Annotated in this window: 19 protein-coding genes; 14 read left to right on the top strand and 5 right to left on the bottom strand. The window is 67.5% G+C overall.

Going from position 1 to position 24223, the window contains the following annotated elements; translation table 11 throughout:
* Positions 1 to 120: 120 nt before the first annotated feature.
* A complete protein-coding gene (gene dnaK, locus AC1ROD_RS01445) occupies positions 121 to 2028 on the bottom strand; it encodes a molecular chaperone DnaK (RefSeq protein ID WP_492946486.1) in 1908 nt (635 codons plus the stop codon).
* A gap of 380 nt (positions 2029 to 2408) precedes the next feature.
* Here dnaK and AC1ROD_RS01440 point away from each other — a divergent pair, with 380 nt between their 5' ends.
* From AC1ROD_RS01440 to AC1ROD_RS01425, 4 genes are all read left to right on the top strand, one after another.
* A complete protein-coding gene (locus AC1ROD_RS01440) occupies positions 2409 to 2822 on the top strand; it encodes a hypothetical protein (RefSeq protein WP_492946485.1) in 414 nt (137 codons plus the stop codon).
* An 81-nt stretch (positions 2823 to 2903) separates the two neighbouring features.
* Positions 2904 to 3782, top strand: a complete 879-nt coding sequence (locus tag AC1ROD_RS01435) for a hypothetical protein (RefSeq protein ID WP_492946484.1) — start codon at positions 2904 to 2906, stop codon at positions 3780 to 3782.
* An 81-nt stretch (positions 3783 to 3863) separates the two neighbouring features.
* Complete coding sequence (locus AC1ROD_RS01430) at positions 3864 to 4481, top strand: alpha-ketoglutarate-dependent dioxygenase AlkB family protein (protein ID WP_492946483.1); 618 nt, start codon at positions 3864 to 3866, stop codon at positions 4479 to 4481.
* A 70-nt stretch (positions 4482 to 4551) separates the two neighbouring features.
* The gene (locus AC1ROD_RS01425) at positions 4552 to 5454 is read left to right on the top strand and encodes a dienelactone hydrolase family protein (RefSeq protein ID WP_492946482.1); all 903 of its coding nucleotides are present in this window, start codon (positions 4552 to 4554) and stop codon (positions 5452 to 5454) included.
* A gap of 3 nt (positions 5455 to 5457) precedes the next feature.
* Here AC1ROD_RS01425 and AC1ROD_RS01420 read toward each other — a convergent pair whose 3' ends face one another.
* Both AC1ROD_RS01420 and AC1ROD_RS01415 read right to left on the bottom strand, forming a co-directional pair.
* Positions 5458 to 6315 (bottom strand): HAD family hydrolase, encoded by an 858-nt coding sequence (locus AC1ROD_RS01420; RefSeq protein WP_492946481.1) that lies wholly within the window; start codon positions 6313 to 6315, stop codon positions 5458 to 5460.
* A gap of 40 nt (positions 6316 to 6355) precedes the next feature.
* Complete coding sequence (locus AC1ROD_RS01415; protein ID WP_492946480.1) at positions 6356 to 8689, bottom strand: sensor histidine kinase; 2334 nt, start codon at positions 8687 to 8689, stop codon at positions 6356 to 6358.
* A gap of 175 nt (positions 8690 to 8864) precedes the next feature.
* Here AC1ROD_RS01415 and AC1ROD_RS01410 point away from each other — a divergent pair, with 175 nt between their 5' ends.
* The 3 genes from AC1ROD_RS01410 to AC1ROD_RS01400 all read left to right on the top strand — a co-directional run bounded on the left by AC1ROD_RS01410 (position 8865) and on the right by AC1ROD_RS01400 (position 11638).
* Complete coding sequence (locus AC1ROD_RS01410) at positions 8865 to 9287, top strand: metallopeptidase family protein (protein ID WP_492946479.1); 423 nt, start codon at positions 8865 to 8867, stop codon at positions 9285 to 9287.
* Positions 9288 to 9612: 325 nt separating this feature from the next.
* Positions 9613 to 10029, top strand: coding sequence for a DUF2141 domain-containing protein (locus AC1ROD_RS01405; protein ID WP_492946478.1), 417 nt, complete (start codon positions 9613 to 9615; stop codon positions 10027 to 10029).
* 142 nt (positions 10030 to 10171) lie between these two features.
* The gene (locus tag AC1ROD_RS01400; RefSeq protein WP_492946477.1) at positions 10172 to 11638 is read left to right on the top strand and encodes a carotenoid oxygenase family protein; all 1467 of its coding nucleotides are present in this window, start codon (positions 10172 to 10174) and stop codon (positions 11636 to 11638) included.
* A 3-nt stretch (positions 11639 to 11641) separates the two neighbouring features.
* On the opposite strand, the gene AC1ROD_RS01395 is transcribed toward AC1ROD_RS01400, so the two are convergent.
* Positions 11642 to 12448: a LytTR family DNA-binding domain-containing protein gene (locus AC1ROD_RS01395; RefSeq protein WP_492946476.1), complete on the bottom strand. Its 807-nt coding sequence runs from the start codon at positions 12446 to 12448 to the stop codon at positions 11642 to 11644.
* A 69-nt stretch (positions 12449 to 12517) separates the two neighbouring features.
* Here AC1ROD_RS01395 and AC1ROD_RS01390 point away from each other — a divergent pair, with 69 nt between their 5' ends.
* Both AC1ROD_RS01390 and AC1ROD_RS01385 read left to right on the top strand, forming a co-directional pair.
* Positions 12518 to 13183 (top strand): DUF2141 domain-containing protein, encoded by a 666-nt coding sequence (locus AC1ROD_RS01390; RefSeq protein ID WP_492946475.1) that lies wholly within the window; start codon positions 12518 to 12520, stop codon positions 13181 to 13183.
* 112 nt (positions 13184 to 13295) lie between these two features.
* Positions 13296 to 13817, top strand: a complete 522-nt coding sequence (locus tag AC1ROD_RS01385) for a DUF2306 domain-containing protein (RefSeq protein WP_492946474.1) — start codon at positions 13296 to 13298, stop codon at positions 13815 to 13817.
* A gap of 53 nt (positions 13818 to 13870) precedes the next feature.
* On the opposite strand, the gene AC1ROD_RS01380 is transcribed toward AC1ROD_RS01385, so the two are convergent.
* Positions 13871 to 14581 carry a TetR/AcrR family transcriptional regulator gene (locus AC1ROD_RS01380; protein WP_492946473.1) on the bottom strand — a complete coding sequence of 237 codons (711 nt, stop codon included), beginning with the start codon at positions 14579 to 14581 and terminating at the stop codon, positions 13871 to 13873.
* A 180-nt stretch (positions 14582 to 14761) separates the two neighbouring features.
* Here AC1ROD_RS01380 and AC1ROD_RS01375 point away from each other — a divergent pair, with 180 nt between their 5' ends.
* The 5 genes from AC1ROD_RS01375 (at position 14762) to AC1ROD_RS01355 (ending at position 24175) form a co-directional block, all read left to right on the top strand.
* On the top strand, positions 14762 to 16969 hold the full coding sequence (locus tag AC1ROD_RS01375) for a TonB-dependent receptor (protein WP_492946472.1): 2208 nt from the start codon (positions 14762 to 14764) through the stop codon (positions 16967 to 16969).
* A gap of 124 nt (positions 16970 to 17093) precedes the next feature.
* Entirely contained in the window at positions 17094 to 18605 is a 1512-nt protein-coding gene (locus AC1ROD_RS01370) for a spinster family MFS transporter (RefSeq protein ID WP_492946471.1), read from the top strand.
* Between the two features lie 149 nt (positions 18606 to 18754).
* Positions 18755 to 19945 carry an ADP-forming succinate--CoA ligase subunit beta gene (gene sucC / locus AC1ROD_RS01365; protein ID WP_492946470.1) on the top strand — a complete coding sequence of 397 codons (1191 nt, stop codon included), beginning with the start codon at positions 18755 to 18757 and terminating at the stop codon, positions 19943 to 19945.
* A gap of 56 nt (positions 19946 to 20001) precedes the next feature.
* Entirely contained in the window at positions 20002 to 20904 is a 903-nt protein-coding gene (sucD, locus tag AC1ROD_RS01360) for a succinate--CoA ligase subunit alpha (protein ID WP_492034655.1), read from the top strand.
* A gap of 259 nt (positions 20905 to 21163) precedes the next feature.
* Complete coding sequence (locus tag AC1ROD_RS01355; protein WP_492946469.1) at positions 21164 to 24175, top strand: 2-oxoglutarate dehydrogenase E1 component; 3012 nt, start codon at positions 21164 to 21166, stop codon at positions 24173 to 24175.
* The last annotated feature ends 48 nt before the right edge of the window (positions 24176 to 24223 follow it).

Genomic DNA, 24223 nt, shown 5'->3' with positions numbered 1-24223 from the left:
CCGTGACCCAGTCAGTGCCTGTCAGACACATGGTAAGCGGGCCGTGTGATGCAACCTTCATAAAAGAAGGCCCCGCTGCCGTCTGACAAGCGGGGCCCTCACATTTACAGAGCGTGTTGTTTACGCGCTCTTCTTCTCGTCGTCGTCGCCGTCGACTTCCTCGAACTCGGCATCGACCACGCCGTCGTCGGCGGTGGCCGTGGCGTCGTCGCCCGAACCGGCCGACTGGGCGTACATGGCCTCACCCAGCTTCATCGAGGCCTGGACCAGAGTGTTGGTCTTCGCGCGGATGTCTTCCGGGTCCGTACCGGCTTCCTTGGCCGCCTTCAGATCGGCCAGGGCGGTTTCGATCGCGCCCTTCTCGTCGGCGCCGACCTTGTCGCCGTGCTCGGCCAGGGCCTTCTCGGTCGAGTGGATCAGGCTTTCGGCGGCGTTGTTCGCCTCGACCAGATCCTTCTTGGCCTTGTCGGCCGTGGCGTTGGCCTCGGCTTCCTTGACCATCTTGTCGATGTCGGCGTCCGACAGGCCGCCGTTCGCCTGGATGCGGATCGACTGTTCCTTGTTGGTCGCCTTGTCCTTGGCGGTGACGTGGACGATGCCGTTGGCGTCGATGTCGAAGGCGACCTCGATCTGCGGCAGGCCGCGCGGCGCCGGCGGAATGCCCATCAGGTCGAACTGACCCAGGACCTTGTTGTCCGCCGCCATCGGGCGTTCGCCCTGGAAGACCCGGATCGTCACGGCCGACTGGTTGTCGTCGGCGGTCGAGAAGACCTGGCTCTTCTTGGTCGGGATCGTCGTGTTGCGTTCGATCAGCGGGGTGAAGACGCCGCCCAGGGTTTCGATGCCCAGGGTCAGCGGGGTCACGTCCAGCAGCAGCACGTCCTTGACGTCGCCTTGCAGAACGCCGGCCTGAACGGCGGCGCCCAGGGCCACGACTTCGTCAGGGTTCACGCCCTTGTGGGGTTCCTTGCCGAAGAATTTCTTCACCGCTTCCTGCACGGCGGGCATGCGGGTCATACCGCCGACCAGGACAACTTCATCGATGTCCGAAGCCTTCAGGCCGGCGTCGGCCAGGGCCTTCTTGCAGGGCTCGATGGTGCGGGCGATCAGGTCTTCGACCAGGGCTTCCAGCTTGGCGCGCGACAGCTTGATGTTCAGGTGCAGCGGGCCCGAGGCGTTCATGGTGATGAACGGCAGATTGACCTCGTAGGAGGTCGTGGACGACAGCTCCTTCTTGGCCTTTTCAGCCTCTTCCTTCAGGCGCTGCAGGGCCAGCTTGTCCGAGCGCAGGTCGACGCCCTGCTCCTTCTTGAACTCGTCGGCCAGATAGTCGACCAGACGCAGGTCGAAGTCCTCGCCGCCCAGGAAGGTGTCGCCGTTGGTCGCCTTCACCTCGAAGACGCCGTCGCCGATTTCCAGAACCGAGACGTCGAAGGTGCCGCCGCCCAGGTCGTAGACGGCGATCTTCTGGCCGTCGTTCTTGTCCAGGCCATAGGCCAGGGCCGCCGCGGTCGGCTCGTTGATGATGCGCAGCACTTCCAGGCCGGCGATCTTGCCGGCGTCCTTGGTCGCCTGACGCTGGCTGTCGTTGAAGTAGGCGGGCACAGTGATGACGGCTTGCGTCACCTTCTCGCCGAGGAAGGCCTCGGCGGCCTCCTTCATCTTGATCAGGGTGAAGGCCGAGATCTGCTGGGGCGAATAGTCCTTGCCGTTGGCGCGCACCCAGGCGTCGCCGTTCGGACCTTTGACGATCTCATAGGGGACCATCCCCTTGTCCTTCGCCACGACGGGGTCATCAAAGTTGCGGCCGATCAGGCGCTTGATGGCGAAGAAGGTGTTGGTCGGGTTGGTGACCGCCTGGCGCTTGGCCGGCTGGCCGACCAGGGTCTCGCCCGCGTCCTGGATGGCGACGACCGACGGGGTCGTGCGGTTGCCCTCGGCGTTCTCGACGACCTTGGGGTTCTTGCCTTCCATGACCGCGACGCACGAGTTGGTCGTGCCGAGGTCGATACCGATAATCTTGCCCATGGGCTCTATTGTCTCTCCGTCTGGCGGGCGGTGCGGCGGCCTTTTCAAGCTAAGCGCCGCGCGTGACCGTCCCCGGTTGGTCGTGATGTCCCTCGCGAAAGGGACGGTGGATGGTTTTCCGTTGGAAAGCCCCCGGTGATTTCGGGGCCTCTCCGGCTGGTGCGGATATGGGAAAGCCCTCATGCCCCGCAAGGCCTTGATGTGCAACGTCGGGATTCAACCCGAGGACTCTTTGCCCTTTCAGACCCGGAAATCAGGCCCCGAGTCAGGCTCCGTCAGCCGTCGTCAGACCCCGTCAGGAGCCCTTCTGGCGGAACAGCGATAGGTTTCCTCATCGACGGACGCCGCCACGGCCTGCCGTCCGGGGAAAGGATCACGCCATGACCAGTTTCGCTTCCATCGCCCGCAACGCCCTGATCGGCCTCGCCCTGATCGGCGCCGGTTCGACGGCGGCCATCGCCGCAGAGCCGGGTCAGGCGACCCTCGTCGCCAAACCGCTGGCGGTGCTCAAGGTCGCCCAGTCGCGCGACGGCTATAACCGCCGCGTCACCATCCACAACCAGACCGGCTGGACCATGCTGCGCTTCTATGCGTCGGACGCCCGCACCGACAGTTGGGAAGAAGACATCCTGGGCCGCGACACCCTGGATTCGGGCCGCAACTGGACCGTCAACATCGACGACGGCTCGGGCGCCTGCATCTACGATTTCCGCGCCGAGTTCACCAACGGCCAGGTCCTCGAACGCCGCGGCATCAACGTCTGCCAGATCGCGGACTACTATTACACGCGGTAACTGAATACCGACGCGGCGCGTAAAGCCCCGCTTAGTCTCTCTGTGTCAGGATCCGGGCTTCCAGCAGAAAGCTCGGATCCGATGACGCTCGCCACACTGACCCTCGCCCGACCGGCCATGGGTTTCAAAACAGACCTGAAGGCGGCGGCCGAAAAGCCCGCCACGACCCTCGCTGCGCTCCTGAAGGCGGACTCCGCTGCATCGTCAAAGGCCGCCGACAAGGCCTCCGAAAAGACCGAGGCCGCCCGCACCGCCGCGACCGCGCTCGAGGATATGCAGAAGGAGCGACGTTCATCGCTCAAGGCCCAGGCGAAGGCCCAGGTCATGGCCCTGATCGAACGCATCCGGACCCTGAAACAGTTCGCCTCCGACAATCCCCAGGTCATGGCCAAACAGCTGGCCGCCATCACCAAAGACCTGAAATCAGCCATCAAGGCCTATGCCGACGCGGGCGGCGCCGCCCGCGACCTCGGCGGCGCTTCCGGGACCGCCCCCACGCCCGCCGCCGCTTCCGATCCCGCCGAAGAGCCGTCGGAAAAGGCCTCCGCCGCTGAGGGAGCTGAAGGGGAAGCCGCTGCCGCCCCTGCCGAAACACAGGACGCCGAAGCGGCCGCGGACGCGGCTGTCCCGTCCGATGCAAGGGCCACTCCCGCCGCCACAGCCGCCATCGTCGACCCCCGCAACATCTACGAGAAGATGCGCGACGAGGTCAGCGGCTCGGAGGCCGCCGGCGATATGGACTTCGTCAAACTGGTGCGCGGTGTCGGCAAGGTCATCCGCGACCTCCTGACCAAGGCCAGGATCCAGACCGCCCTCAAGGGCCCCGATGATGAGACCAAGAAGGCCTTCAAGGAGACCGAGGAGGGCCTCAAGGACATCGACAAGGCGCTGGAAAAGATGGACCGCGACATCCGCAACTCCTCCCCCGCCGCCGGGATGTTCGTGGCCCTCTACGCCTGACCCGATCCTCCCCCATCGGGGGAGGTGGCTCCGAGCTCTTGCGAGGAGACTGAGGGGGCTCGCGCCGGATAGACTGTCACCGTGACCCCGCCCTCCGAAATCCCCACCGGCCTGCCCGGCTTCCGCCTGTGGCCCGCCGCCCTGACCGACGCGGAACAGGCCGCGCTCGTTGATCAGGTCTTCGCCGCCATGGAGGCCGCGCCCCTCTACCGGCCCGTCACGCCCGGCGGTCGGCCTTTCTCGGTGCGGATGACCAACCTCGGCCCGCTGGGCTGGGTCTCGGACCGGAACGGCTATCGCTATCAGCCGACCCACCCCGAGACGGGCGCCGCATGGCCGCCGATCCCGCCCATACTGCTCGACCTCTGGGACCAGTTGACCGGCTGGCCGACGCCGCCGGATGCCTGTCTGGTCAACCTCTACCGCGAGAGGGCGAAGATGGGCCTGCATCAGGATCGCGACGAACAGGACCATGCCGCGCCCGTCCTGTCGGTCTCGCTCGGCGACACGGCGAGCTTCCGCATCGGCCCGGCCGGGGGCGGCCCCACGCGGACCTTCCGCCTGACCTCCGGCGACGTCTGCGCCCTGACCGGGCCTGCAAGGCTGGCGCGGCACGGGATCGACCGGGTGCTGGAGGGGTCGTCACGGCTGATCCCCGGCGGGGGGCGCCTCAATCTGACACTGCGCCGGGCGCTTTAGGGACTCGACGGTCGCCCGAACCGGGATCAAGGTCCGGACCGCATTCAATCGACCTGTTCCGGAGCGCCGCATGACCGTCCTGATCCGTCCCGAAGGCCAGACCGCCGAAGACCTGAAATTCTCGCGCCGGACGCTCGGCGCGGCGACCGTCGGCGGCCTCTTCTTCAGCCAGTATGCGGTCGCGGCCCTGGCCCAGTCGGCCGAGCCCGTCGTCACGGATTCCCACGATCTGACCACCGCCGACGTGACCTATCCGGCCCCCGACGGCTTCGCCCTCCCCGCCTATGTGGCCCGGCCCGAGGGTGACGGTCCCTTCCCCGTGGTGATCGTGGTGTCGGAGATCTTCGGCGTCCACGCCTATATCCAGGACATCTGCCGTCGGCTGGCCAAGCAGGGCTATGCGGCCATCGCCCCGGCCTTCTTCGTCCGCGTCGAGGACCCGGCGCCCCTGTCCGACATGACCCGCATCCGCCAGATCGTCGGCGCGGCCAAATACGAACAGGTCATGGGCGACGTCTCGGCGACGCTGGACTGGGCCAGCGGCCAGCTCTGGGCCAATGGCGACAAGGTCGGGATCACCGGCTACTGCTGGGGCGGCAAGGTCGTCTGGCAGGCCTGCGCCCGCTTCCCCGTTCTCGACCAGGGCGTCGCCTGGTACGGCCAGCTGGCCCCCTCGGCGACCGCCACCCCCGAACAGGCCTCGGCGGGCACGCCCTGGCCCGTCGATCTGGCCGACGATCTGAAATGCCCGGTGCTCGGCCTCTACGGCGAGCTGGATCAGGGCATCCCCCAGACCGCCGTCGAGGCCATGCGCGCGGCCCTGCGCAGCGCCGGGAACACCACCAGCGAGATCGTCGTCTATCCGGGCGCCCAGCACGGCTTCCACGCCGACTACCGCGCCAGCTACAAGGCCGACGCCGCCGCCGACGGCTGGGGCAAGCTGCTCAAGGTCTTCGAGGCGAAGCTGAAGTAGGCTTCAGGCCTCGCTGGCCGGCATAACCCCGGCGGTGATGGCGATCCGGCCGATCAGCCCCTTGACGATCAGGTCCAGCGGCTGGCCCTCGCGATAGTCGGCCGCGGCGACGAAATTGACCCGGTCCTCGGAGATCAGGCTGTAGACCTTCTTCTGGTCGCGGGCGGTGTTCTGCGGGTCATAGACGGCGATCGAGAAGCCGCCCTTGGTATGCATCATCTTCATGGTGGGGACGTCGGTGTCCCCATCGCCGAGGAAGATCATCCGCTCGAACGGCACGGGCCGGTCGTCGTCGGCGACGAATTTGTTGATCCGCTCGTGGTCCCAGTGGTTCAGCACGCCCTTGTTGATGCGGAACAGATACTGGGTCTTGGTCGTGTAGTTGACGCCGACCGCCGGCCAGATCGCCGTGCCCGTGTCGTCATAGGCGAATTTCGACGCGAAGACGTGGTGGAAGGCGTCGCGGATCGGACAGCCGTCGATCATCTCCTCCAGCCCCGCCGAGATGATGTAGTGCTCGATATCGAGGCCGTATCGCGCTCCGATCTCATTGATCCGCTCGAACCAGCCCTTGCCGGTCAGGTCCGACTTCAGCCCGTCGAACAGCTTCACGTCCTCGCCGTGGCCGGCCAGCAGCTTGCGGGTGATCGGGGCGCCGTGCTCGCGCGCCCGCTGCAGCATCAGCTGCATGTACATCAGGATGTTGTCGGCGTCGTTCGACTTGGTCAGCCGGTCCGCCTCGCCCCAGAAGTCGCCGATCCCCATGCCCAGCGACGGGATGAAGGTCACTTCCTGCATATTCCCCCGCGCGAGGGTGCCGTCGAAGTCGTAGATGATGGCGGTCTTGAGAAGCTCGGTCATCCGGCTCCTCTATCCCGTTCCTTCGGGCTTTGAAATCCGGTCAGCCCAGCTGCAGCTCCGGCGCCGCCGCGTCGCTCTGGGCGTCGACGGGCAGGTGCAGGATGAAGGCCGCGCCCTTGCCAGGCTCGCTTTCGACCTCGGCCCAGCCCCCGTGCAGTTCCACCAGCGCCTTGACCAGGGCCAGTCCGACGCCAGGCCCGCCCCGATCGCGACGCACGAAGCGGTCGAAGACATGGGCCTGCAGGTGATAGGGAATACCCCGGCCGGTGTCCTCGACGCGGATGCGGACCTCCGACGGATTGCCCTCGGCGCGCAGGGTCACCACCCCGTCCTCGGCGACCGAGCGGGTGGCGTTCTCCAGCAGATGATCCAGGGCCTGGGCGATGCGGCGGGCGTCGCCGCGAATGGCGCTGGTTGTTTCCACCGGATGGACGATCAGCCGGGCGCCGCGGCCCTCGATGCGCGGACGATAGCGTTCGGCGGCGGCGGCGAACATGTCGTCGATGCGCACGTCGCCCAGCGCCAGCTCCATCTCCCCGGCGTCGATCTGGGCCATGTCCAGAACGTCGTCGATCGAACGGGCCAGCTGGCTGGCGGCGACGCGGATCGCGCCGGCGTGCTGGCGGTTGCGCTCGTTCAGATTGCCGAGCGTCTCCAGAAGCTCGGAATAACCGACGATGGTCGTCAGGGGCGTACGTAGCTCATAGCTGACCGAGCCGACGAACTCCCGCTTCAGGGCCTGGCTTTCCTCGAGCGCCGCGGCCTTGGCGGCCAGGGCCTGTTCCAGCTCGCGCCGGGCGGTGACGTCGGAGAAGGCGACCAGGGTGGCGCCGTCCGGCAGGGGGCGGGTTTGCCAGGCGGCGATGCGGCCGTCGGCAGTGCGGCCCTCGCCCGAGATCGGCACGCGGCTTTCGGGATCAGGATCTGCGACCCGCGCCTTCAATCCCAGCCAAAGGGCCGGATCGGGCAGGGTGTGTTTGGCCAGTTCGGCGACGGCGTCGAAGTCCAGGGCCTCGGCGAGACGTTCGGCCGACAGGTCCCAGAAGGTCTCGAACGCCTCATTGTGCAACCTCAGCCGCCCGTCCGAACCGAACACGGCGACGGCGTCGTTCAGCTTGTCCAGGGTCGCGGTCTGGACCTGGATCTGGGCGTTGTAGCGACTGCGCAGCTGCAGCTCGTCGGTGATGTCCGAGAACAGCAGCAGGATGCCGCCCAGCGGGTGCGGCTGGCGCACGACACGCAGCGTCCGCCCGTCGGGCAGGGACCAGCTGTCGTCCGGCGCCGCCTCGGACGCGCCGTAGAAGTCCAGCTCCCCGGCCTTCCAGCCCGCATAGTCGACGACCTCGGGCAGCTGGCGCTTCTGGCGCAGCCGGTCCAGCAGCTCGGCATGGGTCGGCCGCTCGTCCAGCCAGGCCGGGTCGATGTTGAACAGCTGCTGGAAGGCGACGTTGTGGAAGGCCAGCCGCTTGGACGGGCCGAAGATGGCCACGGCGTCGGCCAGGTGGTTCAGGGTCTCATCATGGGCCTCGACGTGACGGCGCAGGGTGTCGCGCGTCTCCTCGGCCTCGGTCATGTCGATGGCGAAGGCAAGAACGGCGCCCGCCAGGGCTCCGGTCCGGGCCAGAGGCTCGGCGACGATCCGCCAGGCGCGACGACGCCCGCCGCCCGCCGTCCAGCGGAAGCCCTCCTGCCGGACCCCGATGCGTCCGGCCTCGGTCAGCAACCCCTCGGCGCCGCGGTCGAAGACCAGCCCCCGGTCGCGCGCCTCTTCCAGCGAGGCCGCATCCACCTCGCCCAGCCAGGCGCGGTTGGCCCACAACAGCCGGCCCTCGGCGTCGATCACCCAGGTCGGGGCGGGCGAGGCGTCGGTCAGCAGGCCGAGGCTGGCCTCGACGCCCGAGACCATGGCCCGGATCGGATAGAGTCTCAGCCAGGCGATCCCGCCCGACAGCCGCCCCTCGACGGCCCAGCTGCCGGTCGTGGTGTCGATGCGCAGGTCGCAGGCGTCGCCCTGTTCGACCAGGGCGCGGATCTGGCCGGGCCAGGCGGCGTGGACGGCGGTGGCCAGAACCACGGCGTCGTCGGCGCCCTCATCCTCGGGACACAGGGCGGCGCGCGCCGCGACCACGGCTTCGGTCGGCCCCAACAGACTGTTCACCCCGCCGTCGGAGGTCAGGCCGATACGCAGGTCCTCGAACGCGGTCAGGGCGCCGTCGCGTTCGGACAGGGCGGCGGACCGTTCCGCCTCCCAGGCCTCGACCTCGGCTTCGCGCGCGGCCAGCCGACCGCGCAGCCGCCAGGCCCAGGCGCTGACCGCCAACGCCAGACCCGCCGCGCCTGCCGCCGCCACAAAGGCGATTTCGGCTTCCGCCATCAATCCTCACCCGCCGATTCGATGATTCACCATAGCTTAAGACGTGCGATTTGCATGGGCGTTGGTGATACGGAGCCGGACAGACGCAGGTTGCGCCATCCGGACGCGTGGCCATCGACGCCGATCATCGCCACATCCGTCGTCCTCACCGATCACAAACTCCCGGCCGCACTCCATGACCGACGCCCCGATCTCCCTCTGGACCGACCAGCTCGCCCCCTCGCTCGACGACTTCGCGCGGCTGGCCGAACAGGCCTTCGCCGACCTGCCGCAGGAATTCCGCGCGGCGGCGGGCGAGGTGGTGTTCCGCATCGACGACTTCGCCGACGACGAGACCCTGGCGAGCTTCGGCATCGAGGACCCGTTCGAGCTCAGCGGCCTGTATCACGGCGTCGACATCGGCCGGCGCGACTCCATGGGACCGGCGATCGAGCCCTCGCGCATCTTCCTCTATCGCCGCCCCATCCTCGACGAATGGTGCGAGCGCGGCGACGTGGGCCTGGCCGAGATCATCACCCACGTCCTGATCCACGAGATCGGTCACCACTTCGGCCTCGACGACGACCAGATCCACGCCATCGAGGAAGAGGCGGACTGACAGTCTCCTCCCATCGCGCTTGCGATGGGAGGTGGCGCGGCGCCTCTTCGGCGGCGTGACGGAGGGGGCTCTTTCCTGCCTTCAGGACAGCGGATCTGTAGCTGGCGAAGAACCCACTCCACCACCCGCCAAGCGGCGGGCGGTCCCCCTCCCCACGCTGCGCATGGTGAGGACATGTTCATCCGCGCTTCGTGAACGCACGCGCGTGGTCGTTCGCGAACGGAGGACGGTCGCAGCCGTAGAGTCGGTGGCGAGGCGAGAGGGGCGGCGGCACGGTCGGGACATCGGAGCCCGGCCGTCGGGTTCTCCTCTCAGGATCGCCGCCATGAAGATCGCCGCCCTTACCCTCGCCGCCCTCCTCGTCGCCGCTCCCGCCTTCGCGGCGGACGAGCCCACCGTCACCCTGACTTTCGACACCGCCGCCACGACGGGCGAGATCATGGTCGTCCTGTTCGGGAGCGAGGCCGCCTACGGCGGTCAGGGCGCCCCGGTCGCCCAGGCCATGATCGATGTCGCCGCCGGCCAGCACACGGCGACCTTCACCGTCCCCGCCGGCGACTATGCGGTGAAGTCGTTCCACGACGTCAACGGCGACGGCCGGATGAACACCAACCCCTTCGGCATGCCGACCGAGCCCTACGCCTTCTCCAACAATGCCCGCGGCAATATGGGCCCGGCGACCTGGGCCCAGGCCCACTTCACCGTCACGGGCGATACGGCCCAGACGATCAGCTTGCGCTGATCGCATTCCTTCTGGGGGCTAACGCGCTTCGCGCTGCTTGAGCCCCCGGACCCCCGGCTTCTTCCTTGGGGGCTAACGCGCCTTGCGCTGCTTGAGCCCCCAAACCCCCGCCTCTCCAAATCTCCTTCTGCCGAGTGCGATCATGACCCCCACCCGCCGCAACTTCCTGATGGGCGCCGCCGCCCTGTCCGCCGCCGTCGCCACGCCCGAGATGGTGCGCGCCGCCGCCGCGCTCGACGCGACCGCCGACTGGGCTCTGGCCACCCGCGACCTCGAAGGCGACGTCGCGCCCCAGACCCTGCGGCTGACCCACGGCCGGGCGCCGGCGGGGCTGGAGGGGACGCTGTTCAGGAACGGGCCGGCCAAGTTCCGTCGTCCGGGGGGCTCGGCGACCCACTGGTTCGACGGCGACGGCCTGATGCGGTCATTCGACATCCGCGACGGCCGGGCCACGCTGCAGGCCCGCTTCGCCGACACACCCAAGCGCCGCTATGAGACGGAACTCGACGCCATCGTCACCCCCGGCTTCGGAACGGCCGGCGACCGCCGCGCCCGGGTGGATTCCAACGACGCGGCCAATGTCGCCAACACCTCGGTCATGGTCGCGGGCGACAAGGTCTGGGCTCTGTGGGAGGGTGGCTCCCCGCTGGCCATGGACCCGGCCAGCCTCGCCACCGGAAGCTTCGTCACCCTGCGCGACGACCTCAAGGGCATGCCCTTCCAGGCCCACCCCCGCTATGCGCCCGACGGCACGGTCTGGAACGTCGGGACCAGCGGCGACCAGATGATCGTCTGGCATCTGAGGGCCGACGGGGGCCTGATCGACGCCTCGGTCGTGCGCCTGCCGCGCAACAGCTATTTCCACGACTTCACCGCCACCGACCGGCATCTGGTGATCGTGCTCCAGCCCTGGGTGTTCGACCACCGGGCCATGCCCTTCGCCAGCCAGTTCGCCTGGAAGCCGGAGCTGGGAACCCAGGTCCTGGTGCTGGACAAGGCCGACCTGACGCAGAGCCGGATCTTCGAACTGCCGACCTTCTCCTTCTTCCATCTCGGCGACGCCTGGGCGGACCGGGACGGCACGATCCGGTTCGACGTCGCGGCGGGCAAGGATGTCCAGTTCGCGGTCGAGGGCGCCCGGGTTCTGGTCCAGCAGCGCGGTCGCGTCCCCGGCGAGCCCGCCGTGCTCAAACTGGTCACCCTCCACGCCGACGGCCACGCCGACATGGTCTCCAGCGGCGTGATCGGGGAGTTCCCCAAGGCCAATCCGCGCTTCGCCGGCCTCAAACGCACCTTGACCGCCCATACGGCGGGCGAGACCCCGGACCGCCCCCTGCCGACCGGTCTGGCGGTGCAGGACTGGGCCTCGGGCAAGTCCGACAGCTTCGAGTTCGGCATCAGCCATATCGTCGAGGAGACGGTCTTCGTGCCCAAGCCCGGCGCCCGAACCGAGCGCGACGCCTGGCTGGTCGGCCCGGCCATCAACCTGCGTCAGGGCGTGACCGAGCTGCACGTCTTCGAGGCCGCCCATGTGGCGGACGGCCCCGTCGCCAGCTGGACGGCCGACGTCGCCCTGCCGGCAGGCTTCCACGGAGCGTGGAAAGGTTAGACCCTAATACCAGCCCGCATCTCTCAACGCCCCGGCGTAGCGCCGGCTGACGGGGGCGGTCAGGCCGCCCTCAAGCGACAGGGTGGCGCGACCGTCGCCGCGGGCCACGTCGCGGACGGCGTCCTTCGCCACCCACCAGCTGCGGTGGGTCTGGGCGCCTTCCAGCCCTTCCAGCTCCTCCAGCGCATCGGACAGCCGCATCAGGATCAGGTCCGAACCCCGATCGGTGTGGATGCGCAGATAATGGTCTTCGGCCTGAACCGCGCGGATGGCGGCGCCCCTCAGCTTGAGCGGCAGGCGGTCAGGAAAGCGGGCGGCCGGCGCCCCGACCTCGGCGGCATGGGTCTGAACCGGCTGAGCTTTCGACAGGAAGACATTGATGGCCGACAGGGTCGCCGTCACCACCCCGACCGGGACCAGCATGTAGGGCAGGGCTGACAGGGCATAGACATGGCCCTCGAAGATCAGCCCCGTCACGGCCCAGACCAGAACCGAGACCGGTCCGGTGATGGCGGCGGTCAGGGCCGCGACCGTCAGCCAGGGGCGTTCGTCCAGATCGACCCAGCGCTCGATCAGCCGCGAACACAGATGGCCCCAGAAGGCGCCGGCCAGCATGACCGGGACCCAATAGGCCAGACGCAGGCCGAACGGCGCCTCGCCCGTGCCGAACGCGCCCATGAAGGCGAAGACCCCGCCCGCCGCCGCCGCCACGACAATGCCGCGAACCAGACCTAGCGTCAGAGGCTTGGAGGGGGGCCTTCTGTCGACCGATGCGTTTGACGGATTGGGGGAATTCAGGATGGGACTCATTGCATTCGACGGCTGTTCGCCGTCATGGTCGGGGGCGATAACGCTGTGAGACCACGAAACGCACCTGGAATGAAGATCATCCTCGCCATCGCGACCCTGTTTGTCATGGCCCCGGCGCATGCCGTGGTGGCCCAGCAGGCCGGCATGGTGCCCATGGCGCCGCCGCCGCGCACCGCCAATGTCGTTCCCGTCGCGCCCGGGACCACGACCCCGTCGGCCTCATCCGCAAGCCCGGCCGCGGGTTCTTCCGCCGCCACGGCGGAGGTTCCGGAGGCATCAACCACGACGGTCGCGCCGCCGCCGGTCGTGGCCCCTTCGCGTCCTATCGTCCCCCCGACACAAGGCCGCCCGACGCGCAGCACGACCCAGGCCACCCTGCTGGTCGAGATCGAGACCGCCCAGACCAACGGCCGGATCGCCGTGGCCATCTATCGTGACGAGGACTCCTATCGTCGCAGCCAGAACCCGGTGCGGACCCTGACGCTGCAGCGCACGGGCGACGTGACTCGCGCCTTCGTCTCCAACATGCCGCCCGGCCGCTACGTCATCGCCGCCTTCCAGGACACGGATGGCGACGGCAAGCTGAGCAAGAACCGCATCGGCATTCCGCGCGAGCCCTTCGGCTTCTCGAACGCGGCCCGCGCCCGGTTCGGCATGCCGCCGTTCGAAGCCGCCGCCTTCGACCTGACCCCGGCGGGCGCCACCCAGCGCATCGTCCTGCGCGGCGTCTTCTGATCTGAACTCCACCGCCTGTCCGTTCACGAAGCGGCGGCGGTCATCGGCGAAGCGGCGGTTTGGGCGACCCTGAAATCCCGCCATGTTGGGGACCTCAACCGAGGACCTCCCCATGACCGCCACGGCCCCAGCAACCCCTCCGGCCCCCACCTGGACGCCCCGCCGCCTGCTGTTGCTGGCCGCGGTGACCCTCGCCGCCGGAGCGGGCGCGGTCCTGATCTCGCGGCGGTTCGGTCACGCTCCTGACTGGGACCTGCTCCTGCGCCAGGGCTGGGTGCTCAAGCTTCACATCGTCGCTGCCCTGACGGCCCTGGCGCTCGGGACCGCCCAGATGATCGGGGTCAAGGGGACGGCGGCGCACCGGGTCATCGGCTGGAGCTGGGTGATCGCCATGGCCACGGTGGCGATCAGCTCCTTCTTCATCCGGGTCATGAACCCCGGCGCCCTGAGCCTGATCCACCTGCTCTCGGGCTGGACCCTGATCGCCCTGCCGATGGGGATCTGGCACGTCCGCTCGGGCCGCATCCGCGCCCACGGCCGCACCATGGGCGCGCTTTTCATAGGCGGGCTGGTGATCGCCGGCGGCTTCACCTTTCTGCCCGGCCGGCTGATGTGGGCGGTGTTCTTCGGCTAGAGCCTGATCCGGAAAAGTGTCAGCGGTTTTCCGACGAGATCAGGCTCCAGCAATCAACCCTGCTGGGGCACAACCGTCGGCCCGCAGACCGCGCGTATCCCCGCCGCCGCAAACCGGACCATATAGTCGCAGGCGCTCTCCAGATCGCCCGACCGGCACAGGCCGTCCGACAGCCGGTCCAGACGCCCGGTCTCGCCGAGCGTCAGGGTCAGGGCTCCCGACAGATTGTGATAGGCCCAGTAGAGGTCGACGTCCTTCGACCCGGGGATCAGCCCCCGGATCAGCTCGATCAGCCGATGGATGGCCGGGTCGAAATAGCGGGCCATGGTCTCGCCGCCGAAGGTCGGGTTGGCGTTGGTCTGGGCCACCAGGGCGGCATAGTGTTTCCAGCCCGGCCCGCCCTTCAGCGACCATTCGAACGGCGGCCTGAGGAAGGCTTCCAGCAGCCCTTCCAGAGTCGCCGCGGCCCCTGCCGTCTCGACATAGCGGTTGATGGCGTCGACGCGGTCGTTGTTCCAGACCTCGGCCCGGCGGATGAAGACCGCGTCGAACAGTTCGCGCTTGGCCCCGAAATAATAGTGGACCAGGGCCGTATCGACCCCGGCCTCGCGCGCCACCTCGCGGATGGTCACGCCATAGAAGCCGTGTTTCGAGAACAGGTCCTCGGCCGCGTCGAGAATGGTGGCGCGGGTGTCGGTGGCGGGGGCGCCGGCGGCCTTGGGCGGGCGGCCGCGACGGGCCGGCGAAGGGGCAGGCTGGGTCATTTCGCTAGGCTAGACCTGTGACCGGCGCCGGTGCAACGGCGCCACAGCCTGACGCCACGTCACCCTCGCTCAAGCTGGGCCGTTTGACAGAACGCGGAAACGGGGTCAGGTTCAAGAAAATCATTGAACGCTGAATAAAGGCGTCGATGGGCTGGAAACAACAGGAACGGGACGACCCCAATGAACAGACTCGTGAAGAGCGCGCTGCTGGCCGGCGCTGCGTGGAGTGCGATTTCGACCGGAGCTTTCGCCCAGACGGCGGCGCCGCAGGACGACACGGCCTCGGTCGAGGACGTCGTGGTCACGGCCCGTCGCCGCGATGAACAGCTGAAGGACGTGCCGATCGCGGTCACGGCCCTGAGCGCCGCCCGCCTGGAACAGACGGGCGCCACCGACATCACCGTCCTGCAGCAGCAGACACCCAACGCCACGGTCCAGATCGCCCGCGGCTCCAACTCCACCCTGATCAGCTTCATCCGCGGCGTCGGCCAGCAGGATCCGCTCTGGGGCTTCGAGCCCGGCGTCGGCCTCTATATCGACGACGTCTATGTCGCCCGTCCCCAGGGCGCGGTGCTGGACATCTTCGACATTCAGCGCATCGAGGTCCTGCGCGGGCCGCAGGGCACCCTCTACGGCCGCAACACCATCGGCGGCGCGATCAAATACGTCACCAAACGCCTGGGCGACGAGCCCGAGGCCATGCTGCGCGCCGACCTGGGCTCCTATCGCGAGATCAACGCCCTCGGCTCGCTGACGGTGCCGCTCGGCGACAGCTTCGCCATCGGCGGCGCGGTGGCCCGCTATACCCGCGACGGCTACGGCACCAACCTGACCACCGGTCAGGAGCACTATAACAAGGACGTCACCGCCTACCGCCTCAGCGCGGAATGGACCCCGACGGACGACCTGTTCTTCCGTCTGGCCTACAACCGCGTCGACGACGACTCGGCCCCGCGCCACGGCCACCGCGAAGTGCCCTCGACCGTCGGCGGCTATCTGCCGCCGGCCGATGTCTATGACACACAGGCGGGTCTGACCGGCGACCAGTCGGTGATGACCGACGGCGTCTCCCTGACCGGCGAATATACGCTCAACGACAAGATTACCCTGAAGTCGATCACCGCCTATCTGACGGGCGACACCAAGACCGTCATCGACTTCGATGAAACGCCGCTGCCGACCCTGGACATCCCGGCCCTCTATTCGGACCACTCCTTCACCCAGGAGTTCCAGATGCTCTATACGGGCGAGCGGCTCTCGGGCGTCGCCGGCCTGTTCTTCATGGACGCCACCGCCTCGGGCGCCTTCGACACCATCGCCGGAAACCTCGGCCTGTCGATCGCGGCCGCCGGTTCGGTCGACACCAAGTCCTATTCGGCCTTCGCCGACTTCAGCTACGACCTGACCGACCGCCTGCACCTGTCGGCCGGCGGCCGCTACACGCGCGACGACAAGGATGGCCAGGTTCTTCGCCTGTTCTACCTCGGCGCCACCCGCTCGCCGTTCACCGGCGGCGTGGATCGCCCCATCGCCGCGACCCGCACCAACTACACGGCCTCCAAGACGTTCGAAAAATTCACCCCGCGCGTCAGCGTCTCCTACGACTTCTCGGACGACGTGACCGGCTACGCCTCGGTCAGCCAGGGCTTCAAGTCCGGCGGCTGGGACATGCGCGGCGACGCGGCCCTCGTGCCCCAGACGGTCAACGGCTATGAGCCGGAAACGGTCACCAACTATGAGCTGGGCCTGAAGGGGTCGGCCTTCGACCGGTTCCTGAGCTTCTCCTCGGCCATCTTCTACGCCGACTACAAGGACCAGCAGATCACCACCCAGCAGGTCGCCACGGCCCCGGCCGTCGGCATCGCCTCGGTGGTCGACAACGTCGGCGCCTCGCATATCTACGGCGCCGAGCTGGAAGGCGCCGCCTTCTTCAACGACCACTTCACCGCCAACTTCTCGGTCGGCTATCTGAAGAACGAGTTCGAGAAATTCATCTCGCTGGCCACCGGCACGCCGGTCGACGTCTCCAGCACCCGCCAGCCGCAGAACTCGCCGGAATGGTCGGGCTATCTCGGCCTGACCTGGTCGGATCAGGTGGCGGGCGGCGAACTGCGCATCACCCCCTCGGCCTCCTACCGGTCGGACTACCACCTGTTCGACGCCCCGGATCCGGTGCTCGACCAGAAGGCCTATACGCTGATCGATCTGTCGGCGACCTGGATCTCGCCCTCGGGCGCCTGGGAGCTGGGCCTGTTCGGCAAGAACCTGACCGACGAACGCTACAAGGTCGGCGGCTACAACTTCGCCGGCGCCACCTACAACAACTCCATCGACGCCTTCTACGGCCCGCCGCGCACCGTCACGGCCCGCCTGACCTGGCGCCGATAGTCGGTCGCTAACCCCCGAGAGAAGGGCGGCGGTTCTCCTGCGACGCAGGGCCGCCGCCCTTTTTCGTTGCGGTCCACAGCCTGACCGTTACCATACCGAAAACCAGAAAATCCGAGGAAGCGACATGGCGACGACCGACACGACCGCCCCGCAGGCCCCCGCACAACGGGGCGGATACCGCTATTACGTCCTGGCGGTTCTGGTCCTCGTCTACATGCTCAATTTTCTGGACCGCCAGATCATCGGGATTCTCGCGGCCCCTCTGAAGGCCGAGTTCAAGATGTCGGACAGCCAGTTCGGCCTGCTCGGCGGCATCGCCTTCGCCTCGGTCTATTCGACGCTCGCCATTCCCCTCGCCTGGCTGGCCGACCGCTTCTCGCGCGTCTGGATCATGACCGGGGCCCTGGCCGTCTGGTCCGGCTTCACCGCCCTGTGCGGCATGGCGGGCTCGTTCGGCCAGCTGTTCCTGTGCCGGATGGGCGTCGGGGTCGGCGAGGCGGGCGGCGTGGCCCCTGCCTATTCCATGATCGCCGACTATTTCCCGCCCCAGCATCGGGCCCGGGCCCTCGCCGCCTTCGCCTTCGGCATTCCTCTGGGCACCGCGGCCGGGACCCTGGTCGGCGGCCTGCTGGCCGCGACCTATGGCTGGCGCACCGCCTTCATCGCCGTGGGCCTGATCGGCCTGCTTCTGGCGCCCCTGCTTCGCCTGACCATTCGCGACCCGAAACGCGGCGGCAGCGATGTCGCCGCAGCCCCCACCGCCGCGCCGGCTCCGGCCGTCGCCGGCCCGACCGGCCCCGGCCGCGTCGCCGCCCTGATCATGCTGGGTCTCGGCGCCGGCTGCATGATCCTCGCCGCCCTCGGCAAGTTCGCGGGCGTCGCCCTCGGCAACCCCCTGGTCTGGGCCTTCGGCGGCGGCCTCGCCCTCGTCATCGGCATTTCGCTGATGATCGCCAAAGCCACGGCCTCGGTCGTGGTCAGGAAGCCCAGCTTCTGGCTGCTGGCACTCGGCGCCGCCTCCTCCTCGGTCTGCGGCTACGGTGTCGCGGGCTGGCTGCCGCTCTTCTTCATGCGCAGCTTCGACCTGACCCTGAAACAGACCTCCTGGTACTATTCCGGCATCGCCCTGATCGGCGGTCTGGCGGGCATCTGGCTGGGCGGGATGATCGCCGACAAGCTGGCGAAGCGGGGCAAGGGCGCCTATCCCCTGACCCCGGCCGTGGCCTTCCTGATCTCCGGCCCCTGCTTCATCCTCGCCATGAACTCGGCCTGGCTGATCCAGCAGATCATCCCCGGTGGCGGGTCACAGGGCCTGTCCCTGACCATCGCCTTCCTGATCTTCCTGATCCCCACCGGCCTGAACCTGGCCTGGCTGGGCCCGGTCACGGCGGCGGTCCAGCATCTGGTCCCGGCCCCGATGCGTTCGACCGCCTCCGCCCTGTTCCTGCTGATCAACAACCTGCTGGGTCTGGCCGTCGGCTTCTTCTACTTCGGCTGGATGAGCGACCTTCTGGCCCCGACCTTCGGCGAGGAAAGCCTGCGCTGGGCCATCTACACCGGCGTCGGCTTCTACGTCCTGGCCTCGATCCTGCTGTTCGGCGCCTCGCGGACGCTGAAGAAGGACTGGGTCGACTAGGGACAGTCCCTGATAAGGCCCTTCCATACCGGGCCTGAACCGATCGATAGCGTAACGGGTGATCACAGACGGTTGCACCTGCGAACAAGCGACGCCTATAAGCGCGGCCAACTTTCTTCCCCAGGCCACCGCCACAGGACGTCGGATCCATGAACATTCACGAGTATCAGGCCAAGCAGGTCCTGAAGGGCTTCGGCGCTCCGGTCGCCGCGGGCGTTCCCATCACCTCGGCTGACGAGGCCGAAGCCGCCGCCAAGCAGCTGCCCGGTCCGCTCTATGTCGTGAAATCGCAGATCCACGCCGGCGGCCGCGGCAAGGGCAAGTTCAAGGAACTGCCCGCCGACGCCAAGGGCGGCGTCCGCCTCGCCTTCTCGATCGAGGACGTGGTCAAGAACGCCAAGGAAATGCTGGGCAACACCCTGGTGACCGCCCAGACCGGTGAAGCCGGCAAGCAGGTCAACCGTCTCTACATCGAAGACGGCGCCGACATCGCCCGCGAGCTCTATTGCTCGCTGCTGGTCGACCGTCAGTACGGCCGCATCGCCTTCGTCGTCTCGACCGAAGGCGGCATGGACATCGAGGCTGTCGCCCACGACACCCCCGAGAAGATCCAGAACATCGTCATCGACCCCGACACGGGCGTGACCGAAGCCGACGTGGCGAAGATCAACGCCGCCTACGGCCTGACCGGCGACGCCGCCGAAGACGGCAAGTCGCTGTTCCCCGCCCTGTACAAGGCCTTCGTCGAGAAGGACATGGACATGCTGGAGGTGAACCCGCTGATCGTCATGGAGAACGGCCACCTGCGCGTCTTGGACGCCAAGGTCTCGTTCGACGGCAACGCCCTGTTCCGCCACGACGACATGCGCGCCCTGCGCGACGAAACGGAAGAAGACGCCAAGGAGATCGAGGCCTCCAAGTGGGACCTCGCCTATGTCTCGCTCGACGGCAACATCGGCTGCATGGTCAACGGCGCCGGCCTCGCCATGGCGACGATGGACATCATCAAGCTGTACGGCAAGGAGCCGGCCAACTTCTGTGACGTCGGCGGCGGCGCCGGCAAGGAGAAGGTCGCCGCGGCCTTCAAGATCATCACCGCTGACCCGAACGTGCAGGGCATCCTGGTCAACATCTTCGGCGGCATCATGAAGTGCGATGTCATCGCCGAGGGCGTGGTCGCGGCGGTCAAGGAAGTGGGCCTGAAGGTGCCGCTGGTCGTCCGCCTCGAAGGCACCAACGCCGAGCTGGGCAAGAAGATTCTGAACGAATCCGGCCTGACCATCCAGGCCGCCGACGACCTCGACGACGCCGCCCAGAAGATCGTCGCGGCGGTCGGCTGAGCCTCGTGCTCAGCCCCTACCGCCCCTGACAGACACATCCAGAGATCGATAGACCCATGTCCATCCTCGTCGACAAGAACACGAAAATCATCGTCCAGGGCCTGACCGGCAAGACCGGCGGCTTCCACACCGAACAGGCCCTGGCCTATCACGGCACCCAGATGGTCGCCGGCGTCCACCCGTCGAAGGGCGGCACCAACTGGACGGGCTCGCACGGCGAGACCCTGCCGATCTACGCCTCGGTCGCCGAAGCCAAGGAAGCGACCGGCGCCGACGCCTCGGTCATCTATGTCCCGCCGTCGGGCGCCGCGGCCGCCATCATCGAGGCCATCGACGCCGAAGTGCCCTTCATCACCTGCATCACCGAAGGCATCCCGGTGCTGGACATGGTCAAGGTCAAGGCGCGCCTCGAGAAGTCCAAGTCGCGCCTGCTGGGCCCGAACTGCCCCGGCATCCTGACGCCGGACGAGTGCAAGATCGGCATCATGCCGGGCAATATCTTCAAGAAGGGCAACGTCGGCATCGTCTCGCGTTCCGGCACCCTGACCTATGAAGCCGTGTTCCAGACCACCAACGAAGGCCTCGGCCAGACCACGGCCGTCGGCATCGGCGGCGACCCGGTCAAGGGCACCGAGTTCATCGACGTCCTGGAACTGTTCCTGGCCGACCCGGAAACCACCTCGATCATCATGATCGGTGAAATCGGCGGCGGCGCGGAAGAAGACGCCGCCCAGTTCCTGATCGACGAGGCGAAGAAGGGCCGCAAGAAGCCGATGGCCGGCTTCATCGCGGGCCGCACCGCTCCCAAGGGCCGCACCATGGGCCACGCCGGCGCTGTCGTCTCGGGCGGCAAGGGCGATGCGGAATCCAAGATCGCGGCCATGGAAGCGGCCGGCATCAAGATGTCGCCCTCGCCGGCCCGCCTCGGCAAGACTCTGGTCGAAGTGCTGAAGGGCTAAGGCCCTTCAGCCAAAGACATCGCGGTGAATTGTCGCTCCGCTCGAGCCGCATGACACCGGTTTCGGCATCGATCGTGCCGGAAACCCGCATCGAAGACGCCCCCGGTCACGGCCGGGGGCGTTTTTGTTTACACTCGGAACCAATTTCTTATCGTTTCGCCCCTCTTCGGTCATGACCCATAAGGAAACAGCGCCTATATGAACCGCGCTGGCCTCACGCGGTTGTGACCGTGAGGCCCCAAAAGGACGACGTGAGAAAATGGCGGACGATGCCGGTCGGCTGAACCAGGTCTTTGCCGAGACCAGCTTCCTCTATGGCGCGAACGCCGCCTTCATCGAGGACCTCCACGAGAAATGGGCGACCGACCCATCTTCCGTCTCGGCCGAGTGGCGCAGCTTCTTCGACCAGCTCAAGGACTCAGCCGCGGTGGTCAAGGCCTCGGGCGCGGCCGGCGGCTGGGGCCGCAACGGCATCCTGGAGCCCACCGAAGAGACCGGCGTCTTCGACGGCCAGTGGCCCGCCCCCAAGGTTGATCCGAAGAAGGCCGGCGCCGCTCCCACGAAAGCCGCCGCTCCTGCCGCTGCAGCTCCGGCCGCAGCCGGCGTCAGCGCCGACGAAGTCCGCGCCGCCGCCCACGATTCCATCCGCGCCCTGATGCTGATCCGCACCTACCGGGTGCGCGGTCACCTGCACGCCAAGCTCGACCCCCTGGGCATCGAACAGCCCATCGACAACCCCGAGCTGACCCCCGCCTTCCACGGCTTCACCGCCGCCGACCTGGACCGCCCGATCTTCCTCGACGGCGTTCTGGGCCTGCAGTACGCGACCGTGAACGAGCTGATGGCGATCCTGGAGCGCACCTACTGCGGCCATATCGGCATCCAGTACATGCACATCGCCGAGCCGGAAGAAAAAGCCTGGCTGCAGCAGCGCTTCGAGGGCGCCGACAAGTTCGAACAGAACGGCTTCACCAAGGAAGGCAAGCTAGCCATCCTGAACAAGCTGATCGAGGCCGAGGGCTTCGAACGCTTCTCCCACAAGCGCTTCCCGGGCACCAAGCGGTTCGGTCTGGACGGCGGCGAGGCCATGGTCCCGGCGCTGGAGCAGATGATCAAGCGCGGCGGCGCCCTCGGCATCGACGAGATCGTCATCGGCATGGCCCACCGCGGCCGCCTGAACACCCTGGCGACCGTCATGGGCAAGCCCCACAAGGTCATCTTCCACGAGTTCCAGGGCGGCTCGGCCGTGCCTTCGGACATCGAGGGTTCGGGCGACGTGAAGTATCACATGGGCGCCTCGTCGGACCGCGAGTTCGACGGCAAGACCGTCCACCTGTCGCTGACCGCCAACCCCTCGCACCTCGAGATCGTCAACCCGGTCGTCCTGGGCAAGGCGCGCGCCAAACAGGCCTTCGACATCCGTGAGGCCAATGTCGGCGTGCCCGAGAACAAGTGGGCGCTGGATCGGTCCAAGGTCATGCCCCTGCTGATCCACGGCGACGCCGCCTTCGCGGGTCAGGGCGTGGTCGCCGAATGCTTCGCCCTGATGGGTCTGAAGGGCTACCGCACCGGCGGGACGATGCATTTCGTCATCAACAACCAGATCGGCTTCACTACCTCGCCGCGCAACTCGCGCTCGACGCCCTATTGCTCGGACGTCGCCCTGATGGTCCAGGCGCCGATTTTCCACGTGAACGGCGACGATCCGGAAGCGGTCGTCTTCGCCGCCAAGGTGGCCACCGAATACCGCCAGAAATTCCACAAGGACGTGGTGGTGGACATGTTCTGCTACCGCCGCTTCGGCCACAACGAAGGCGACGATCCGACCTTCACCCAGCCGCTGATGTATTCGAAGATCCGCGCCCTGCGGTCGACGCGCGAAATCTACGCCGCCCGTCTGGTCGCCGAAGGCGTCCTGACCGAGGCAGAGGTCGACGCCCTGGTCGCCAAACAGGAAGCCTGGCTGGACGAACAGTTCGAGGCCGGCAAGACCTTCAAGGCCGACAAGGCCGACTGGCTGGACGGTCAGTGGAAGGGCGTGGGCCTGGCCGAGGACGACGAGCGTCGCGGCAAGACCGGCATCCCGGCCGAGAAGCTGATGGACTACGGCCACCGCCTGACGACCATCCCGAACTCCATCGACATGCACAAGACGCTCAAGCGCGTCATCGAGGCGCGTCGCGAGAGCCTGACCGCCGGCACGATCGACTGGGCCACGGCCGAGAGCCTGGCCTTCGCCGGCCTGCTGGACGAAGGCTTCCCGGTCCGCCTGTCGGGTCAGGATTCGGTGCGCGGCACCTTCTCGCAGCGCCACTCGGGCATCATCGACCAGACCACCGAGGAGCGGTACATCCCGCTCAACAACCTGCGCGAAGGCCAGGCCAATTTCGAGGTCATCGACTCGGCCCTGTCGGAAGAGGCCGTGCTCGGCTTCGAATACGGCTATTCGCTCGCCGACCCGAACACCATGGTCATGTGGGAAGGCCAGTTCGGCGACTTCGTGAACGGCGCCCAGGTGGTCATCGACCAGTTCATCACCTCGGGCGAGCGCAAGTGGCTGCGCATGAGCGGCCTGACGATGCTCCTGCCGCACGGCTATGAGGGTCAGGGTCCGGAACACTCCTCGGCCCGCCTCGAACGCTTCCTTCAGGCCTGCGCCGAGGACAATATCCAGGTCGCCAACTGCACGACCCCGGCCAACTACTTCCACATCCTGCGTCGCCAGATGCAGCGGCCGTTCCGCAAGCCGCTAATCATCATGACGCCCAAGTCGCTGCTGCGTCACAAGAAGGCGGTCTCGTCCATCGCCGACATGGCCGAGGGTTCGTCCTTCCACCGCGTCCTGCACGACGACGCCCAGACCCGTCCCGAGATCTCGGGCATCAAGATCAAGGCCGACAAGGACATCCGTCGCGTCGTGGTCTGCTCGGGCAAGGTCTATTACGACCTGCTCGACGCGCGCGAGAAGAAGGGCGTCGATGACGTCTATCTGCTGCGTCTGGAGCAGTTCTACCCTTGGCCGATGAAGTCGATGATGACCGAACTGGCCCGCTTCCCGAACGCCGAACTGGTCTGGTGTCAGGAAGAGCCCAAGAACATGGGCGGCTGGACCTTCGTGGATCCGTGGATCGAACTGACGCTCGAGAAGCTGAACGTGAAGTCCAAGCGCGCCCGCTACGTCGGCCGTCCGGCCTCGGCCTCGACCGCCGCGGGCCTGATGAGCCGCCACCTGAAGGAGCTGCAGACCTTCACGGACGAGGCCTTCGCCTAGACCTTCCTTCGTTCGCCTGACACAACACTGACCTACAACGCCGCCTGA

The sequence above is a fragment of the Brevundimonas sp. GW821-FHT12E07 genome (assembly GCF_058807035.1).
Note: the sequence above shows the minus strand (reverse complement) of the source record. Positions and strands in the feature narration are given on the sequence as shown.

Bases quoted from the DNA above. Each gene is read 5' to 3' on its own strand.
- AC1ROD_RS01355 (WP_492946469.1), top strand. From the start codon at position 21,164: ATGGCGGACGATGCCGGTCGGCTGAACCAGGTCTTTGCCGAGACCAGC.
- AC1ROD_RS01410 (WP_492946479.1), top strand. From the start codon at position 8,865: ATGACCGACGCCCCGATCTCCCTCTGGACCGACCAGCTCGCCCCCTCG.
- sucC (WP_492946470.1), top strand. From the start codon at position 18,755: ATGAACATTCACGAGTATCAGGCCAAGCAGGTCCTGAAGGGCTTCGGC.
- dnaK (WP_492946486.1), bottom strand. From the start codon at position 2,028: ATGGGCAAGATTATCGGTATCGACCTCGGCACGACCAACTCGTGCGTC.
- AC1ROD_RS01435 (WP_492946484.1), top strand. From the start codon at position 2,904: ATGACGCTCGCCACACTGACCCTCGCCCGACCGGCCATGGGTTTCAAA.
- AC1ROD_RS01380 (WP_492946473.1), bottom strand. From the start codon at position 14,581: ATGACCCAGCCTGCCCCTTCGCCGGCCCGTCGCGGCCGCCCGCCCAAG.
- AC1ROD_RS01385 (WP_492946474.1), top strand. From the start codon at position 13,296: ATGACCGCCACGGCCCCAGCAACCCCTCCGGCCCCCACCTGGACGCCC.
- AC1ROD_RS01390 (WP_492946475.1), top strand. From the start codon at position 12,518: ATGAAGATCATCCTCGCCATCGCGACCCTGTTTGTCATGGCCCCGGCG.
- AC1ROD_RS01400 (WP_492946477.1), top strand. From the start codon at position 10,172: ATGACCCCCACCCGCCGCAACTTCCTGATGGGCGCCGCCGCCCTGTCC.
- AC1ROD_RS01440 (WP_492946485.1), top strand. From the start codon at position 2,409: ATGACCAGTTTCGCTTCCATCGCCCGCAACGCCCTGATCGGCCTCGCC.
- AC1ROD_RS01395 (WP_492946476.1), bottom strand. From the start codon at position 12,448: ATGAGTCCCATCCTGAATTCCCCCAATCCGTCAAACGCATCGGTCGAC.
- AC1ROD_RS01375 (WP_492946472.1), top strand. From the start codon at position 14,762: ATGAACAGACTCGTGAAGAGCGCGCTGCTGGCCGGCGCTGCGTGGAGT.
- AC1ROD_RS01370 (WP_492946471.1), top strand. From the start codon at position 17,094: ATGGCGACGACCGACACGACCGCCCCGCAGGCCCCCGCACAACGGGGC.
- sucD (WP_492034655.1), top strand. From the start codon at position 20,002: ATGTCCATCCTCGTCGACAAGAACACGAAAATCATCGTCCAGGGCCTG.
- AC1ROD_RS01405 (WP_492946478.1), top strand. From the start codon at position 9,613: ATGAAGATCGCCGCCCTTACCCTCGCCGCCCTCCTCGTCGCCGCTCCC.
- AC1ROD_RS01425 (WP_492946482.1), top strand. From the start codon at position 4,552: ATGACCGTCCTGATCCGTCCCGAAGGCCAGACCGCCGAAGACCTGAAA.
- AC1ROD_RS01420 (WP_492946481.1), bottom strand. From the start codon at position 6,315: ATGACCGAGCTTCTCAAGACCGCCATCATCTACGACTTCGACGGCACC.
- AC1ROD_RS01415 (WP_492946480.1), bottom strand. From the start codon at position 8,689: ATGGCGGAAGCCGAAATCGCCTTTGTGGCGGCGGCAGGCGCGGCGGGT.